Origin of the sequence: Acetobacter orientalis, assembly GCF_000963965.1 — a bacterium.
GTDB lineage: Bacteria > Pseudomonadota > Alphaproteobacteria > Acetobacterales > Acetobacteraceae > Acetobacter > Acetobacter orientalis.
This window is the reverse complement of sequence record NZ_BAMX01000024.1, coordinates 216637-232973: the sequence shown is the minus strand read 5'-3', so window position 1 is coordinate 232973 and position 16337 is coordinate 216637. Positions and strand designations below refer to the sequence as shown.

Below are 16337 nucleotides of genomic sequence, written 5' to 3'. Positions count from 1 at the left end.
AACAGCATTTGACGACAAGGCAACACAAGGTCATCATATCGCCATGATCCTGCTGATAGACAATTATGACAGTTTTACCTTCAATCTGGTTCACTACCTTGGTGAATTAGGAGAGGAATGTCAGGTTTATCGTAACGATGCCCTGAGCGCTGCCGATGTGTTGGACTTGGCCCCTGAGGCCATTGTTCTTTCGCCCGGCCCGTGTTCCCCCACTGAAGCAGGAATTTGCTGTGATGTGATACACGCAGCAGCAGGCAAAATTCCGGTATTTGGTGTTTGCTTGGGTCATCAGGCTATTGGGCAAGTATTTGGCGCAAAAGTTGTACGGGCACCAACGCCTGTGCATGGCAAGGTCAGCCCGGTTTTCCATAAAAATACCGATGTCTTTGCAGGCCTGCCTAACCCACTACAAGCTACACGCTACCATAGCCTAACACTGGAACCGGGCAGTATTCCTGAATGTTTGGATGTAACAGCCTGGACGGAAGACGGCGTGATAATGGGGGTTTGCCATAAAGAATATCCCATTTCAGGCGTACAATTTCACCCAGAAAGCATTGCGTCAGAACACGGTCATGACCTGCTTAAAAATTTTTTGACGCATGCCCGCAACTGGACGTCTGAACAGTTAGCTCTTTAAACCCATGACCCTAGCTGCCCCCCCTCAGGCTGGTCATGGCCTTACACCCTTTTTAAATACACTTTGCGCTGGCTCACGCCTTAGCCTGCCTGAAACGGCACAAGCCTTTGGGCTTATTATGGACGGTGCAATACCGAACGAACAAATTGCCGCTTTTCTGACCGCATTGCGCATGCAAGGTGAGGGCAGGGATGAACTGCTTGGAGCTGTAACGGCCCTACGCAGCCGCATGATTTCTATACCCAATGTGCCCACTGGTACGATAGATGTCTGCGGCACAGGAGGAGACCATTACGGCACCCTTAATGTTTCTACCGCAACCGCATTTGTGCTTGCTGCCCTCGGGGTGCCCGTTGCCAAACATGGCAACAGGGCAGTATCGTCTCGCACAGGCGCATCTGATGTGCTCGGCGCATTAGGGGTGCCACTACATGCAGACCCACTAATCCTCTCTGAGCAGCTCAAAACGCACCATATTGCTTTTTTGGCAGCCCCCCATCATCACCCAGCTATGCGCCACGCAGCACCCGTCCGAAAAGCCTTGGGTATACGCACGCTATTTAATCTGGTGGGGCCACTTATCAACCCGGCACAGGTTAAGCGGCAGCTCATAGGTGTCTTTGCTGAAGCGTGGCTCAACGATATTGTTGATGTGCTCGCACAACTCGGCTCTGAGCGCGTGTGGGCTGTTTGTGGCCTGCCTGTAGGGCAAAGCCAAGGTATTGATGAAATAACGCTTGCAGGCCCAACCCAAGTTGTTGCGTTTGAAGATGGTAGAAAGAATAACTTTACGCTCGAACCTGAGATGGCAGGGCTACCCGCGCACCCCATTTCTGCCATTGTCGGGGCTGACCCCGCCTATAATGCTCAAGCGCTTCTTGAGCTTCTGAGTGGCGCTACTGGCGCATACCGTGATACAGTTGTTTTTAATGCGGCATGCGCATTGCACGTTGCAGGCCGCGTTTCTCTTTTACGAGGGGCTGAGATTGACCCCGCAGCATTAAAAGAAAGTGTTGCAGCCGTCTCTCGCCCGCTTGACGATGGTTCTGCCTTGGCAGTGCTGACTGGTTTGCGTACAGCATCTTCTGATGCGCATGCTCCAAACGTAACAGGATGATCATGAACGAAATACCCACTTCGTCCAATACTGGCATTTCTGAGGTGGACACGTGCATTCGCGCAGAAGAACTGCCCGATGTTCTCTCCCGTATTTGCGCCCGTACACGGGTTGAGGTTGAGCATCGGTCAACATTGCTGCCGCTCAAAGAAATTACGGCGCGTGCACAAGAAGTAAAAGATGCCCCGCGTGGCTTTGGTCGTGCTTTAAAAGAAAAAGCAGCAGACCGCTCCATTGGGTTGATAGCCGAAATCAAGAAAGCATCTCCCTCTGCTGGTATTTTACAAGAGCATTACGACCCGGCCAAAATTGCACTAGGGTATGAGCAAGCAGGTGCGGCTTGCCTTTCTGTGTTGACTGAAAGCTCTTGCTTTCATGGGCAAAATGAAGACCTGCAAATAGCCCGTGCAGCCTGCTCTTTGCCCGTGCTCCGCAAAGACTTTATTCTTGACCCGTGGCAGGTTTACGAAAGCCGCATGATCGGTGCAGACTGCATTTTGCTCATTATGGCCATTTTACAAGACGAAGAAGCGTTAGCACTCGTTGACCACGCTAAAGGCCTTGAAATGGACGTGCTGGTTGAAGTGCATGATGAAGAAGAACTCAACCGTGCCTTAGCGCTCGATACTTTTTTGATTGGGATTAATAACCGTAATCTCAAGACATTAAAGACAGATCTTGCCGCAACACGTGAGCTTGCCCCCCTGGTGCCGCCAGACCGTATTATTGTTTCCGAAAGCGGCATTAAAACCCATGATGACGTGACCAACTTAGCAGCAATCGGGGCAACCGGCTTTTTGGTTGGAGAATCTTTGCTCCGCCAGCCAGACCCAGGGCAAGCAGCACGAGTACTTTTGGGCAAAGCCTAACCTGTGCCTACCACCAAGCAGCTTACGCACCTAACCAGTGCCGGTCACGCACACATGGTTGATGTGTCTGCCAAACCCGCGACCAAACGTACAGCAGTTGCGTATGGTCGCATTAATATGTTGCCAGATACGCTCGCCATGATTGTTTCTGGCAGCGCACCAAAAGGTGATGTTCTGGCAACAGCTCGCCTTGCTGGCATTATGGCAGCAAAAAAAACCTCTGATCTCATACCTTTATGCCATCCCTTAGCTTTAAGCAGTGTCAAACTAGACCTGTCTCCTGCGGATAACTGCATTGAGATTACTGCAACTGTTGTTACAACAGGGCCTACAGGCGTTGAGATGGAAGCTCTAACCGCTGTCTCTGCTGCGGCGCTGACATTGTATGACATGTGTAAGGCAGTTGACCGGGGAATGTGCATTTCTAACATTAGCCTAAAGCACAAAAGCGGCGGCCAATCTGGAGACTATAACGCCCAAGACTAACGACTTTTTAGACCATAAGCCAATTGGCAAATTATGACGCCTTGCTGCTGCCCTTAAGAGCAAACCGTCATTCTTTATTTTTGGAAACGCAAAACATATAAAAGGGAAAACCCATGCAGGCGGGTAAAAACAATGCTCTACAAACAGGCGGGAATGGGCCATCTCTCACCCGCGAGCAATTTACACAAGCTTACCACGATATGCTGCTTATCCGCCGGTTTGAAGAAAAAGCCGGGCAACTATACGGCATGGGTTTAATTGGGGGGTTTTGCCACCTCTATATTGGTCAAGAAGCCGTAGTTATCGGTATCCAAATGGCGCTAAAAGAGGGGGATAAGCTGATTACCTCCTACCGCGACCATGGGCAGATGTTAGCCGCAGGCATGACAGCACGCGGTGTTATGGCAGAGTTAACGGGGCGCTCTACTGGGTATTCGCACGGTAAAGGTGGTTCCATGCACATGTTCTCGCGGGAGAAGAACTTTTACGGTGGCCACGGTATTGTCGGTGCGCAAGTGGCCCTTGGTATCGGTCTGGCTTTTGCAAATAAATACCGAGAGACAGATGAAGTCTCTATTGCCTATTTTGGTGACGGCGCAGCCAACCAAGGGCAGGTCTATGAAAGCTTTAACTTAGCGGCCCTCCATAAACTCCCTTGTATTTTTGTTATTGAAAATAATTTGTACGGTATGGGCACCAGCGTTGAGCGTGCCTCTGCATCGCATGAACTGTGGCGTAATGGTGAGCCATGGGGCATTCCCGGCAAACGGGTAGATGGCATGGATATTGCCGCAGTTCATGACGCAGCCTTAGAAGCCGTAGCCCATTGCCGAGCAGGTAAGGGGCCTTACTTGCTAGAAATGATGACCTACCGCTACCGCGGCCACTCAATGTCTGACCCCGCCAAATACCGCAAACGCGAAGAGGTCGATACAATCCGTAAAACGCGTGACCCGATTGACCACGTGCGTACTATTTTACTGGATGCAGGCGTTACAGAAGAAAGCCTGCGTACCATTGAGGCTGATGTTAAAGCCGTCGTAAATGACTCCGCTGAATTTGCGCAGACAAGCCCAGAACCTGATCCTGCTGAACTTTATACTGATGTCCTGCTAGAGGCTTGATACGAATGGCTACTGATATTCTCATGCCCGCTCTTTCTCCCACCATGACAGAGGGCACATTAGCCCGGTGGTTGAAGAAAGAAGGAGATACCATCTCAAGCGGTGACGTTCTGGCTGAAATTGAAACCGATAAAGCCACGATGGAAGTTGAAGCGGTTGAAGAAGGTATTCTCGGCCGTATTTTGGTAACTGAAGGGCAACAGAATGTTGCCGTAAACACCCCTATTGCTGTGCTTATTAGCGAAGGGGAAACATTGAGCGAAGAACGCACACAACCCACAGCCGCCAGAACACCTACAGCACCAAACGCAACAGATGTCACACCAGTTGCTCCCCCAAAAGCCACCGTACTTGCGGTAAGTGAGCCAGAAAAAGAATGGGGTGAGACAGCCGAGATTACTGTCCGAGAAGCCCTAAACCAAGCTATGGCCGCAGAACTACGCCGCGACCCAGATGTGTTTTTGCTTGGCGAGGAAGTGGCGCAGTATCAAGGTGCCTACAAAATCTCTCAAGGGCTTCTGGCCGAGTTTGGTGAAAAGCGTGTTATCGACATGCCTATTACCGAGCACGGCTTTACAGGTATGGCTGTTGGTGCAGCCCTTACAGGGCTTAAGCCTATCGTTGAATTCATGACCATGAATTTCTCGATGCAGGCGATTGACCATATTATTAACTCTGCAGCAAAAACCCTGTACATGTCTGGTGGCCAGATGGGCTGCCCTATTGTGTTTCGTGGCCCTAACGGCGCGGCTGCACGCGTTGGGGCACAGCATTCTCAGTGCTATGGCAGTTGGTATGCGCATGTTCCGGGTCTTAAGGTTATAGCGCCTTGGTCTGCAGCTGATGCAAAAGGCCTACTTCGTGCCGCTATTCGTGACCCTAACCCGGTCATTTTTCTAGAAAATGAAATTCTCTACGGTCGTAAATTTGCATGCCCGACCGATGAAGAATTTGTGCTGCCAATTGGCAAAGCCAAAATTGAACGTGCCGGTAGCGATGTTACCATTGTTGCGTTCTCCATCATGGTTGGCACGGCTCTGGAAGCTGCGGAAATTCTGGCCGAACAAGGCATACAGGCAGAAGTTATTAATCTACGCACCCTACGCCCCTTAGATACGGCCACGGTTGTTGAAAGCGTTAAGAAAACAAGCCGCCTTGTAACGGTAGAAGAAGGCTGGCCCTTTGCTGGTATTGGCGCAGAAGTTGCCATGCAAGTTATTGAGCACGCTTTTGACTGGCTTGATGCACCACCCGCACGCGTGACAGGGGTTGATGTGCCTATGCCGTTTGCTGCCAATCTTGAAAAACTGGCCCTTCCACAGGCCAGCCATATTGTTGATGCCGTGCTCGGTCAGGTGTGAAAGGCTTTAAATAATGGCAACTGAAATTCTTATGCCAGCGCTTTCTCCCACCATGACAGAAGGCACGCTGGCACGCTGGCTTAAAAAAGAAGGGGACACAGTTTCTGCCGGAGATGTTCTGGCAGAAATTGAAACCGATAAAGCCACCATGGAGGTTGAGACGGTTGATGAAGGCGTACTAGGCCGCATTCTCATACAAGATGGTACACAGGGCGTTGCTGTTAATACGCCTATCGCCATTTTAGTAGAACAAGGCGAGGCTGTACCAGATTCACTGCCACCTCATAAGGCTCCCACTCCGTCAGCACCTGCGCAAGAAGCGGTGCCGCCAGCTCCAGTAAAAGCCGCAGTCACTCAGGCAGCACAAACCCAGCCTCCAAAAAGCACTCGAATTGTGGCTTCACCACTCGCAAAACGAATTGCTGCTCAAAAAAATATTGATCTCGCTACAGTTAAAGGCACCGGCCCTCACGGTCGTATTGTACGAGCCGATGTTGAATCGGCCGCAAAAGCTGGTGCTAGCACTCTCTCTCAACTACCAACTGCAACCTTGCCTGTGGCAGAAGGTACGGTACAAACTGTGCCACACTCAGGCATGCGCAAAGTTATTGCGCGTAGATTAAGTGAATCTAAAAGTACTATTCCGCATTTTTATGTGTCGGTTGATGTCGAGCTTGATGCGCTACTTGCTCTACGGAGCCAGATTAATGCGACATCTCCCGCCGAAGGCCCTGAGAGCTTTAAGCTGTCTGTTAATGACATGCTTATCAAGGCTGCCGCTGTTGCCTTAAAGCGTGTCCCTGCCGTAAACGCAGCCTTCACTGAAGATGCCATGATTCTTTACGATGATGTAGACATCTCTATTGCAGTCTCCATTCCTGATGGTCTGATTACCCCAATTGTTAAGCAAGCAAACAAAAAGGGCTTGAAACAAATCAGTCAGGAAGCAAAAGACCTAGTTAAACGGGCACGTGCCGGCAAGCTCAAACCTGAAGAATTTCAGGGCGGTACGTTCTCTATCTCCAACATGGGTATGTATGGCGTAAAAGAGTTTTCAGCCATTATTAACCCACCGCAGGCTGGCATTTTAGCCATTGCAGCAGGCCGTAAGCAACCTGTTGTAAAAGGCAATGAAATAGCAATTGCAACGGTTATGACCGTAACTCTTTCTGTCGACCACCGGGTGGTAGATGGTGCCGCAGCCGCTGAATGGCTCTCTGCTTTCCGCTCTGTTGTGGAAGCACCATTAAGCCTCGTGATTTAAAGGGCAGGGGACACCTATGAGCCAAACAGACTTTGACATTCTTGTTATTGGTGGCGGCCCAGGCGGGTACGTAGCAGCGTTAAGGGCTGCTCAGCTTGGCCTGTCTGTTGCTGTGGTTGAGGCACAGCATTTGGGAGGCATCTGCCTTAACTGGGGGTGTATCCCTACTAAAGCTTTGTTGCGTGCATCAGAGATTAACCACCTTTTACACGACCTTGAACCTTATGGGTTTAAAGCTGAGAATGTGAGCTTTGACTTTGCTAAAGTCGTTGCTCGCTCACGTGCAGTCTCTAAACAGCTTGCATCTGGGGTTGCCCATCTGCTGAAAAAAGCCAAAGTACCGGTTTTTAACGGCTACGGTAAACTTGCGGGCCTTACAGCGGACAAAAAACGCAAAGTAAGCGTAACTGCCAAAGAGGGTGCTACAACAACGCTCACTGCGCAGCATGTTATTCTGGCAACAGGCGCTCGGGCACGTACTCTGCCGGGCCTTGAGCCAGACGGTAATCTTATCTGGTCTTACCGAGAAGCTTTGGTGCCAGAAACGCTGCCAAAAAGACTACTTGTTATTGGTTCGGGCGCTATTGGCACAGAGTTTGCCTCTTTTTACCGCAACATGGGCTCTGAGGTAACACTCGTAGAAGTGGCCCCGCGTGTTTTGCCGGTAGAAGATGAAGACATAAGCGCTCTGGCTAAAAAATCCTTTGAAAAACAAGGCATAAAAGTTCTCACATCTGCCAAAATTGGCTCGCTCCAGAAAGCGGGGCAGACAGTGACTGTGCCTGTTGAAGTAGCCGGTAAGCAACAGAACATTACTGTAGATACTGTTATTTCTGCTGTGGGTATTGTTGGCAATACGGAAAATCTTGGCTTAGAAAATACCAAAGTTGTTGTTGAACGTACCCACATTGTAACAGATGCACTCTGCCGCACTGGTGAACCGGGCGTTTACGCCATTGGGGACTTAGCAGGCGCTCCGTGGCTTGCCCACAAAGCCAGCCATGAAGCCGTTATGTGCGTAGAAGCCATTGCAGGTAAAAAGGTACACCCGCTAGATCCCACCAAAATTCCCGGCTGCACCTATTGCCGCCCACAGGTTGCATCCGTTGGTTTAACGGAGAGCAAAGCACGCGATGCTGGATACAAGGTGCGCGTGGGCAAGTTCCCGCTTGTGGCAAACGGTAAGGCTCTGGCAATGGGCGAGACCGATGGGCTCATCAAAACTGTGTTTGATGAGGTGACGGGCGAATTACTTGGCGCCCACATGATTGGTGCCGAGGTTACGGAAATGATACAGGGCTATGTTATTGCCCGAAATGGTGAATTGACCGAGGCTGAGTTGGCTGAAACGGTTTTTCCACACCCCACCATTTCTGAATCTATGCATGAAGCCGTGCTGGCTGCCTATGATGGCGCGTTGCATTTCTAGTAATGCCCGAACAACGCCATCGCAGGGGTGTGATGGCGTTGTTTGCTAGATAACAACGCTTCTCGCTTGACGTTATAGGCAAGAGGTTTAGTTCTAATTACTTAGTTTTTGTGTGCAGGCGTGACCCATAATGTCCACTCGTGTTTTAATAGACCACCGCAAAGGTGGCTCAAATACTGTCAGGCACCCTGAAAAGGCCCACAGACCTGACAACCCAATTGCACGTAAGCCTGAGTGGATCCGTGTTAAAGCGCCTACGCACCCTATATACCACGAAACACGCCAGCTTATGCGTGACAACAAGCTGGTAACCGTGTGTGAAGAGGCAGCATGCCCCAACATTGGCGAGTGTTGGTCTCAACGTCATGCAACCATGATGATTATGGGTGAGATTTGCACACGCGCCTGCTCCTTCTGCAATGTTACAACCGGGTTGCCCCATGCGTTAGATGCGGATGAACCCGAACGCGTGGCGGAGGCTGTTGCTAAATTAGGCTTGCGGCACGTTGTTATTACCTCGGTTGACCGAGATGACTTGGCTGATGGCGGGGCATTACATTTTGCACGTGTTATTGCCGCTATACGACGCAACGCACCAGACACCACAATAGAAATTCTGACCCCAGATTTTTTACGCAAAAACAATGCTCTCGAAGTGGTTGTTGAAGCCCGGCCAGATGTATTCAACCATAACCTTGAAACAGTGCCCCGGTTGTACCCCACCATTCGCCCCGGAGCACGTTATTACCAATCTCTTAGGCTGCTTGACCGGGTAAAGCAGTTAGACCCAAGCATTTTCACAAAATCTGGTCTTATGCTTGGGTTAGGGGAAGAGAAAATGGAACTCGCTCAGGTCATGGATGATCTGCGCATTGCTGATGTAGATTTTATAACAATGGGCCAGTATCTCCAACCAACGGTTAAACATGCCGCTGTGCAGCGGTTTGTAACACCACAAGAGTTTGAGGAATACGGCACAATGGCGCGCGTCAAAGGGTTTTTACAGGTAAGTGCCAGCCCGCTAACCCGCTCTTCGTACCATGCAGATGCAGACTTTGCTGAACTGAAAAACGCGCGTACCGCCCGCCTGAAAGGGGCCAACTAATGCCTAAACACGCAGAAAAGCGTGTCCTTGCTTACCAGCCGGAACAAATTTTTGACCTTGTAGCCGATGTAGCACGCTACCCAGAGTTTCTGCCTTGGTGTGCCTCGGCACAGGTGCGTTCACGCACCGCAACAGAGCTGGTGGCAGATTTAACGGTTGGTTTTGGGCCTTTCCGAGAAAGTTTTACGTCTCGTGTTACGCTAGACCGCCCCACATACATAACCGTTCGCTATGAGCGTGGGCCGTTCCGTTACTTAAAAAACATCTGGAAATTCACCCCAGATCCCAAAGGATGCTTGGTGGAATTCTATGTTGATTTTGAGTTTCGCTCCAAAATTCTACAGGCCGCTATTGGTGTAGTGTTTGGTGAGGCCGTACGCCTTATGGTTTCAGCCTTTATTAAACGCGCTAAAGATATTTATGGTGCACCACAGGCTCTGCCATTACCTAAAGAGCCTTAACCGTTAAAGCGCGTAGGAGCACAAAACACTATGAAAAAAGGCGCTATCTCTTTCGCGGTCTGTGCAAGTGTTTTTGCTTTTTCGAGTCAAATTTTTGCGGCACCTATGCAGCAAAGAACTCCACTCGGCCCAGCACACGACAACACTTTAACGCGGCCCTATAATACTGAAAGCCTGAATAATAAAAGCCTAGCCACAGCGCACCAAACCAATGCTGTAGCAGAACAAAAAATTGTGCGTTTACAAGCAATAGAACAAAGTAAAAGTGCAGATACGGTCATTGCTGAAGGCACAGGCTTAAGTGTACCACCCATTGCCGTTACGCCAGCTCTACCTGAAAATTTTTACGGGCATATTTCCAGATAACACCAATCGTTAATTAATTTCGAATTAAGCCTATTATGCTATTTTATTCTGGTAAGTTTTTTAGCACTAAAGCCAAAGCATACTCAGCCGCTTGTGTACGCACAGCCTCTCTATTGCCAGTAAAGACTTGGCTATAAGCCTGTGATTGCTGGCCCTTTAAAGCCACACCAAACCAAACTAAGCCCACAGGTTTTTCAGCAGACCCACCTGATGGCCCCGCAATACCGGAGACAGAAACAGCAATAGTTGCGTTATGAGCAAGGCGTAAAGCTCCTTGCACCATTTCCTGCACTGTTTCTTCGCTAACAGCACCAAAACGGCTTAAGGTGTGAGAGCTAACACCTAACACTGCGTTTTTAAGGGCATTAGAGTACGTAACAAACCCGCCCTCAGTTACATCTGATGACCCAGCATGATGCGTTAAGAGTGCCGCCACTAAGCCACCGGTGCAGCTTTCGGCTGTAACAACTTTATGCTCAGTCTGGCGGAGCCGCGAGAGCACCTGTGCTGAACGTGCAATAAGGCTTTCTGCCACATCGGGGGATAGGAGAGTAGGGGGCACAGACATACTCACACCTCTTAGTCGGGCTTTAGCCCTTGCAGGCTCTAAGCAGCTTTATGCACCCAGCGGCCATAAAACCTGCCACAATATCATCACCCATAATGCCAATGGCATTGTGTTTACGGTCTAACATACCTACAGGGCCGGGTTTAGTAATATCAAAGAGACGGAACAACCCAAACGCTATCAATGGCCAGAAAAAGCCTGCACGCTGCTTGCTTTCTAACGGGGCACACGCCAGCAGGCTAATCCACATACCAGCCACTTCATCAATTACAATCCAGCTATGGTCTTCACCATCGCCAGCTTTGTGGGCTGCCCATAAGCCTGCAAGCGTAGCAACGCCTGCAGCGGCGGCTAGAGCTTTAGGGCGGCGCACCAGCGGCAAACCCACTACTAAAGCAGCTAAAGACCCCACAGTGCCGGGTGCTTTAGGAGCAAGTCCGGCTCCACCAAATGTTGCAACAAAGCGCGCTAAATTCATTAATTTTGCCCCAGCACTGTATAAATAGTCATATTTTCCCACACTCGTTGCACGTAATTACGGGTTTCGCTGTAGGGGATGCTCTCTATCCAATCAATCATCTGTTCTTGCGTAGCATTTTGTGCGGCAGGGTTGCCGGCGCTGTTTAACCACCTTGCCAAACGCGTTGGCCCACCGTTGTAGGCAGCCGCAATATAAGGAACAACGCGCCCAAAACGCTCTTGCATATGCTGCAAATAAGCAATGCCAAGCTGCATATTATTATTGGGGTCGTGCAGACCGGCCGCTGTAGCGGCAGAACTAGGCAAACCAATTTTACGTGCCATATCTCCTGCAGTATCAGGCTTAAGCTGCATTAAACCAATTGCGTTGGAGGAACTGACTGCGTCTGGGTTAAAGCTACTTTCCTGTCGCATAAGCCCCAAAACAGCGGTATCTGATATGGTGTAAGGCATTGGCCAACCTTCGTGAAGAAGAAAAACACCGCTTTTTCCGGCTTGCCGCGCGAGTGTTACCCCAATATCTGGCACATGCAGGCTATCTGCCAAACGCACTAAAGCCAATTTATCTGGCATGGTAACGACCTGCTGCGCAAGAAGCGCCAAGAAGTCTCTTGCGTGTGCCGTATCCCCCCAAGATACCAGAATTTGTGCGGCTTGAGCCAGATCGCTTCCGTCCAGACGGACTTCTGTAGCGGTATTCGGGTTATTATCTCGTAAAGTCTTCAGCCGCTGTTTTACAAGTGCGGGCACAGTATCAGAGTTTAAAAGGGTAGCCCCTTGCCCTTCTAAGTGTGCGGCCGCCATCTGGCCATAAAACGTACCAACGTCTGTTGCTGCTTGCTGATAGTCAGCTTTTGCTGCGGCTTGGTTACCTGATAAAGCATGCATGCGGCCCAACCAATAATACCCCCGGCTTCTGGTTATCAAAGCCGAAGAAGATGCAAGCTGACGAAAGAAAGGTTCAGCCTTTGTTGCGTCTTGCAATTTTTCCAGAGCAATCCAGCCACTAAGGAAAGCTGCATCTAGTTTATTCGCTCCAGAAGCCGTTGTGTCGTTCGCAACCCAGAAAGCATCTGCCTCTCGGTTGTTTTGCAGCAACTCTCTGGCTAGTGCATCACGTTCACGCCAAAACAGAGGCAAAGCGCTTTGCGCTTCTGCTGTGCCGACGGCTCCCTTCCAAAGCTGCACGGCATCATCATAGCGTTGTGCGTTACGGAGCCAACGTGCGTGATCAAGCTGCAAAATGGGATCGGCTGCATCGGTTGCGTTTAGGGTCGATAAAAGCACTTCTGCCGTGGGATCATTACCGCGTAAAGCCAGGCGAGCGCGGGCTAATTGCTGCCTACTCTCTTTAAGAAAGGTAGCGGTTTGCTTAGCTGCTGCCAGCAAACCACTTTTTTCCTCTCGGTTAAAGCGTAACCATGAGGCTTCAGGCGTTAGCACTTCAGGGAAAGAGGTGCTCAGAGCTATGGCGGCTTGCGTTGTATCGTTACCATTCATCCATGCCTGTCGCGCTTGAGCAGAAAAGCGTGCAGCATCTTGTGGTAAAGCGGCTTTACAGCGAGCAAGGGCAGGGCCGTAAGTGAGCGTTTGCTCGCCACACACCTGCTGCAACACGGTAGGGTCATTCTCTTGAGCAAGGGCTTGTTGCATACGCAATTTGAGCAACTGCCAACGCGGCCAGACCGGGCGAGTTGAGAGAAAATCCGCATACTCTTTTGCCGGGGCATGCGCATTCCCCACCAAGTTCAGCCACACCGTAAGCCTGCTTGCTACGGGGTCTGTTGGCCCATGAAGTGACCCAGCCTGCTGCTGTGTTGGCCATGCAGGCTGCGTAGCCCCAGAGACCTGTGTATTGGCTGATGGAGAGCAGCTTGCCAGCACCAAAGCAGCAAGCGGCACAATGCTCTTTAAACGGTGGGGCGCGGTAGGGATCTTAAGCATAACAGCAAGGTTTAGACATCCGCCTAACGCTGGCAAGTCGTGTTTTACAAACTACCAGCACAAAGCAACACCCAGAACGCTACCTTAGTGCGGCAAGTGCCCCCAAACCTCTCCACCACCTTTTACAATCAACTCAATCGCTACCGCAAAAACGATCAGCAAACCCACCCAAGAAATCCACTTATACCGGTCTAATAGGCGGGCAATAAAAGATGCAGCGACTCCCATAAGCAAAACAGACAGCACCAAACCCGCAACAAGAATGCCCGGGTGCTCAGACGCAGCACCAGCAACGGCTAACACGTTATCAAGGCTCATAGACAGGTCTGCGAGCAGAATACGAAAAACGGCCTTACCAAAACTGCCAGGAGTGGCTTGCCCTGCGTCTTCTGCGCTCTGCTCTGCGCGGAGTTCGCGGTACATTTTCCAGCAAACCCACAACAAAAGCAGGCCACCTGCCAGCGTAAGCCCAACAACAGCAAGCAGTTTAACCGCCACAAGCGCCAACAAAATGCGGATAATGGCAGCAATGCCAATGCCCGCAAAAATTGCTTTCTGACGGTCGGACGGAGAGAGCGACTTAACAACCAGCCCAATAACAACCGCGTTATCGCCCGCCAAAGTTACATCAATAAGGATAACTTGCAGAAAGGCGATAACCGCTTGCAGGCTAAAAGATTCAAGCAAACTGTGCACGAAACCCCCGATTCTCTGTGCCTATTGGCAGACAATATGCCTGACCGAGTCCCCCAAAGTAGGGAGCAAGTCAAAGTTTTATTCATTCACGGGCAGACGCCAGAACAGAAATCAGGTAGAGAAGCCCGCATTATCCCGCTTGCTATGAGGAATGCCGCGTTATGGTGCCGCGCTATACCCGACCTGTTATGGCCGCTATTTGGTCTCCCGAAAATCGTTATCGTATCTGGTTCGAGATCGAAGCGCTGGCCTGTGAAGCCATGGCCGAGTACGGTGCGGTTCCCAAAGAGGCAGCTCAAGTTGTCCGTGAAAAAGGTGATGCTGCACTTGCTGCTTTCTCCGATGCGGATTTAGCCCGTATTGATGAGATTGAGGCTGAAACCCGCCACGATGTGATTGCTTTCCTGACATGGCTTGCTGAAAAAGTAGGCCCCGAAAGCCGCTTTGTGCATTTGGGCATGACTTCATCTGACATTCTGGACACCTGCCTTTCTGTGCAGCTTGTGCAGGCCACAGACCTGCTCTTGAAAGACCTTGAAGACGTGCTGAGTGCGCTACGCGCCCGGGCTTTTGAGCACAAATATACCCTGACCATTGGCCGCAGCCACGGTATCCATGCAGAGCCCACATCGTTCGGCCTGAAGCTTGCTGGGCACTATGCCGAATTTGAACGCAACAAAACCCGCCTTGAAGCCGCGCGGGCCGAAATTGCAACCTGCGCCATTTCTGGTGCGGTTGGCACTTACGCCCACCTAGACCCGCGCGTAGAAAGCTTTGTGGCCGAACGGCTCGGCTTAAAAGCAGAACCAGTTTCTACGCAGGTTATCCCGCGCGACCGGCATGCGGCCTATTTCTGCACCTTAGCTGTTATTGCAAGCGGCATTGAACGACTGGCAACAGAAATACGCCATTTGCAGCGCTCAGAAGTGCGCGAGGCTGAAGAATTCTTCCACCCCGGTCAAAAGGGGTCTTCTGCCATGCCGCATAAACGCAACCCTGTCCTGACCGAAAACTTGACTGGCCTTGCGCGCCTCGTGCGCTCTGCTGCCATTCCGGCACTCGAAAACGTGGCGCTTTGGCACGAGCGTGATATCAGCCACTCCTCTGTCGAACGTAATATCTGCCCAGATGCGACCATTGGTCTGGACTTTGCTCTGGCCCGCCTGTCTGGCTTAATGACCAAACTGGTCATTTACCCAGACCGCATGGCTGCTAATATTGAAAGCCTTGGCGGGGTTGTACATTCAGGCGAGGTTCTGCTGGCTCTGGCCCGTGCAGGACTTTCTAGAGAAGATGCCTACCGGATTGTGCAACGCAACGCGATGGCAACATGGACAAAGCTCGGCACCCCAGAAGGGAAAACTTTCCGGGAAAATCTGGCCCTCGACCCCGAAATTTCTGGTCGCGTGCCAGCTGATGTGCTGGACGCTGCCATGGATAGCCGGCAGCACCTTAAAGCCATTGATACGCTTTATGAGAAAGTTTTTGGAGAAGCAGGCCCCGCGCAGTAACGCGCTGCCCTATTTCTTCGTACCCATAACCCTGCTATTATTGTTTTTTAGCCAAGAAGGTCGCATAAAGCCTTCTTGGCTAAACCGAGCAGGGATCGGTTTCTAGCAAGACAGGTAAGGATGCCCATGGCCCGTCGCCGCCAGCTTTACGAAGGTAAGGCTAAAATCCTTTTTGAAGGCCCAGAACCGGGCACAATTGTTCAGTACTTTAAAGACGATGCTACTGCTGGCAACGGTGCCAAAAGCGGCGTCATTACTGGCAAAGGCGTCCTGAACAACCGCATCAGCGAACACCTGATGCTCCGCCTGCAAGAAATTGGCATTCCCACGCATTTTATTCGCCGTATCAATATGCGCGAGCAGTTGGTTAAAGAGGTCGAGATTATCCCTCTTGAGGTGGTTGTGCGCAACATTGCGGCTGGCAGCATTGCCAAACGTTTTGGCATTGAAGAAGGCAAGCGCCTACCACGCAGCATTGTAGAATTTTACTACAAAAATGATGCGCTGAATGACCCACTCGTCTCTGAAGATCACATTATTGCCTTTGGTTGGGCTTGCCCGCACGACCTTGAGGAAATGACCGGTCTTGCCATGCGGGTGAATGACTTCCTGTGCGGCCTGTTTGCAGGCATTGGTATCCAGCTTGTTGACTTTAAGCTCGAATTTGGCCGCGCTTGGGAAGGTGAGGACATGCGCATTGTCCTTGCAGATGAAATCTCGCCCGACAATTGCCGCCTGTGGGATACACAGACCAACGAAAAGCTGGATAAAGACCGCTTTCGGCGTGACATGGGCAGCGTAAAAGAAGCCTATCAGGAAGTGGCGCGGCGCCTTGGTATTTTGCTTGAAGAAGGCAATAGCACTGAGCACAAACCCACGGACACCCCCGTTTAATCTTGACCCGTAGCAGCAAACA

17 protein-coding genes are annotated in these 16337 nt (G+C 50.9%); 13 read left to right on the top strand and 4 right to left on the bottom strand.

Going from position 1 to position 16337, the window contains the following annotated elements; translation table 11 throughout:
- Positions 1-43 precede the first annotated feature (43 nt).
- From Abor_RS10380 to Abor_RS10330, 11 genes are all read left to right on the top strand, one after another.
- On the top strand, positions 44-640 hold the full coding sequence (locus tag Abor_RS10380) for an anthranilate synthase component II (RefSeq protein WP_048841796.1): 597 nt from the start codon (positions 44-46) through the stop codon (positions 638-640).
- A 4-nt stretch (positions 641-644) separates the two neighbouring features.
- Positions 645-1757: an anthranilate phosphoribosyltransferase gene (gene trpD / locus Abor_RS10375; protein WP_048841795.1), complete on the top strand. Its 1113-nt coding sequence runs from the start codon at positions 645-647 to the stop codon at positions 1755-1757.
- A 2-nt stretch (positions 1758-1759) separates the two neighbouring features.
- Complete coding sequence (gene trpC, locus Abor_RS10370; protein ID WP_048841794.1) at positions 1760-2626, top strand: indole-3-glycerol phosphate synthase TrpC; 867 nt, start codon at positions 1760-1762, stop codon at positions 2624-2626.
- A gap of 3 nt (positions 2627-2629) precedes the next feature.
- Positions 2630-3112 (top strand): cyclic pyranopterin monophosphate synthase MoaC, encoded by a 483-nt coding sequence (moaC, locus tag Abor_RS10365; RefSeq protein WP_084594490.1) that lies wholly within the window; start codon positions 2630-2632, stop codon positions 3110-3112.
- A 113-nt stretch (positions 3113-3225) separates the two neighbouring features.
- Positions 3226-4236, top strand: coding sequence for a pyruvate dehydrogenase (acetyl-transferring) E1 component subunit alpha (gene pdhA, locus Abor_RS10360; protein ID WP_048841793.1), 1011 nt, complete (start codon positions 3226-3228; stop codon positions 4234-4236).
- Between the two features lie 5 nt (positions 4237-4241).
- On the top strand, positions 4242-5597 hold the full coding sequence (locus tag Abor_RS10355) for a pyruvate dehydrogenase complex E1 component subunit beta (protein WP_048841792.1): 1356 nt from the start codon (positions 4242-4244) through the stop codon (positions 5595-5597).
- 13 nt (positions 5598-5610) lie between these two features.
- On the top strand, positions 5611-6861 hold the full coding sequence (locus tag Abor_RS10350) for a pyruvate dehydrogenase complex dihydrolipoamide acetyltransferase (protein ID WP_048841791.1): 1251 nt from the start codon (positions 5611-5613) through the stop codon (positions 6859-6861).
- 16 nt (positions 6862-6877) lie between these two features.
- Entirely contained in the window at positions 6878-8290 is a 1413-nt protein-coding gene (gene lpdA / locus Abor_RS10345) for a dihydrolipoyl dehydrogenase (RefSeq protein WP_048841790.1), read from the top strand.
- Positions 8291-8420: 130 nt separating this feature from the next.
- Positions 8421-9395 (top strand): lipoyl synthase, encoded by a 975-nt coding sequence (gene lipA, locus Abor_RS10340; protein WP_048841789.1) that lies wholly within the window; start codon positions 8421-8423, stop codon positions 9393-9395.
- Positions 9395-9856 carry a type II toxin-antitoxin system RatA family toxin gene (locus Abor_RS10335; protein WP_048841788.1) on the top strand — a complete coding sequence of 154 codons (462 nt, stop codon included), beginning with the start codon at positions 9395-9397 and terminating at the stop codon, positions 9854-9856. Before lipA ends, Abor_RS10335 begins: the two co-directional genes overlap by 1 nt.
- 105 nt (positions 9857-9961) lie before the next feature.
- Positions 9962-10222 carry a hypothetical protein gene (locus Abor_RS10330; protein WP_126621026.1) on the top strand — a complete coding sequence of 87 codons (261 nt, stop codon included), beginning with the start codon at positions 9962-9964 and terminating at the stop codon, positions 10220-10222.
- Positions 10223-10265: 43 nt separating this feature from the next.
- On the opposite strand, the gene Abor_RS10325 is transcribed toward Abor_RS10330, so the two are convergent.
- The 4 genes from Abor_RS10325 to Abor_RS10310 form a co-directional block, all read right to left on the bottom strand.
- Positions 10266-10790, bottom strand: a complete 525-nt coding sequence (locus Abor_RS10325; RefSeq protein ID WP_048841786.1) for a CinA family protein — start codon at positions 10788-10790, stop codon at positions 10266-10268.
- 22 nt (positions 10791-10812) lie between these two features.
- Positions 10813-11268, bottom strand: a complete 456-nt coding sequence (locus Abor_RS10320; RefSeq protein ID WP_048841785.1) for a phosphatidylglycerophosphatase A family protein — start codon at positions 11266-11268, stop codon at positions 10813-10815.
- Positions 11268-13214, bottom strand: a complete 1947-nt coding sequence (locus Abor_RS10315; RefSeq protein ID WP_048841784.1) for a lytic transglycosylase domain-containing protein — start codon at positions 13212-13214, stop codon at positions 11268-11270. Before Abor_RS10315 ends, Abor_RS10320 begins: the two co-directional genes overlap by 1 nt.
- 84 nt (positions 13215-13298) lie before the next feature.
- On the bottom strand, positions 13299-13910 hold the full coding sequence (locus tag Abor_RS10310; protein ID WP_048841783.1) for a YjbE family putative metal transport protein: 612 nt from the start codon (positions 13908-13910) through the stop codon (positions 13299-13301).
- A 161-nt stretch (positions 13911-14071) separates the two neighbouring features.
- On the opposite strand from Abor_RS10310, the gene purB reads away from it, so the two are divergent.
- The gene (gene purB / locus Abor_RS10305; protein ID WP_048841782.1) at positions 14072-15421 is read left to right on the top strand and encodes an adenylosuccinate lyase; all 1350 of its coding nucleotides are present in this window, start codon (positions 14072-14074) and stop codon (positions 15419-15421) included.
- Positions 15422-15547: 126 nt separating this feature from the next.
- Positions 15548-16315, top strand: a complete 768-nt coding sequence (gene purC, locus Abor_RS10300; RefSeq protein ID WP_048841836.1) for a phosphoribosylaminoimidazolesuccinocarboxamide synthase — start codon at positions 15548-15550, stop codon at positions 16313-16315.
- Positions 16316-16337: the final 22 nt, after the last annotated feature.

What these genes read in the sequence shown, in the direction of transcription:
- Abor_RS10380 (WP_048841796.1), top strand. Translation starts at nt 44, where the DNA reads ATGATCCTGCTGATAGACAATTATGACAGTTTTACCTTCAATCTGGTT.
- trpD (WP_048841795.1), top strand. Translation starts at nt 645, where the DNA reads ATGACCCTAGCTGCCCCCCCTCAGGCTGGTCATGGCCTTACACCCTTT.
- trpC (WP_048841794.1), top strand. Translation starts at nt 1,760, where the DNA reads ATGAACGAAATACCCACTTCGTCCAATACTGGCATTTCTGAGGTGGAC.
- pdhA (WP_048841793.1), top strand. Translation starts at nt 3,226, where the DNA reads ATGCAGGCGGGTAAAAACAATGCTCTACAAACAGGCGGGAATGGGCCA.
- Abor_RS10355 (WP_048841792.1), top strand. Translation starts at nt 4,242, where the DNA reads ATGGCTACTGATATTCTCATGCCCGCTCTTTCTCCCACCATGACAGAG.
- Abor_RS10350 (WP_048841791.1), top strand. Translation starts at nt 5,611, where the DNA reads ATGGCAACTGAAATTCTTATGCCAGCGCTTTCTCCCACCATGACAGAA.
- lpdA (WP_048841790.1), top strand. Translation starts at nt 6,878, where the DNA reads ATGAGCCAAACAGACTTTGACATTCTTGTTATTGGTGGCGGCCCAGGC.
- lipA (WP_048841789.1), top strand. Translation starts at nt 8,421, where the DNA reads ATGTCCACTCGTGTTTTAATAGACCACCGCAAAGGTGGCTCAAATACT.
- Abor_RS10335 (WP_048841788.1), top strand. Translation starts at nt 9,395, where the DNA reads ATGCCTAAACACGCAGAAAAGCGTGTCCTTGCTTACCAGCCGGAACAA.
- Abor_RS10330 (WP_126621026.1), top strand. Translation starts at nt 9,962, where the DNA reads ATGCAGCAAAGAACTCCACTCGGCCCAGCACACGACAACACTTTAACG.
- Abor_RS10325 (WP_048841786.1), bottom strand. Translation starts at nt 10,790, where the DNA reads ATGTCTGTGCCCCCTACTCTCCTATCCCCCGATGTGGCAGAAAGCCTT.
- Abor_RS10320 (WP_048841785.1), bottom strand. Translation starts at nt 11,268, where the DNA reads ATGAATTTAGCGCGCTTTGTTGCAACATTTGGTGGAGCCGGACTTGCT.
- Abor_RS10315 (WP_048841784.1), bottom strand. Translation starts at nt 13,214, where the DNA reads ATGCTTAAGATCCCTACCGCGCCCCACCGTTTAAAGAGCATTGTGCCG.
- purB (WP_048841782.1), top strand. Translation starts at nt 14,072, where the DNA reads ATGGTGCCGCGCTATACCCGACCTGTTATGGCCGCTATTTGGTCTCCC.
- purC (WP_048841836.1), top strand. Translation starts at nt 15,548, where the DNA reads ATGGCCCGTCGCCGCCAGCTTTACGAAGGTAAGGCTAAAATCCTTTTT.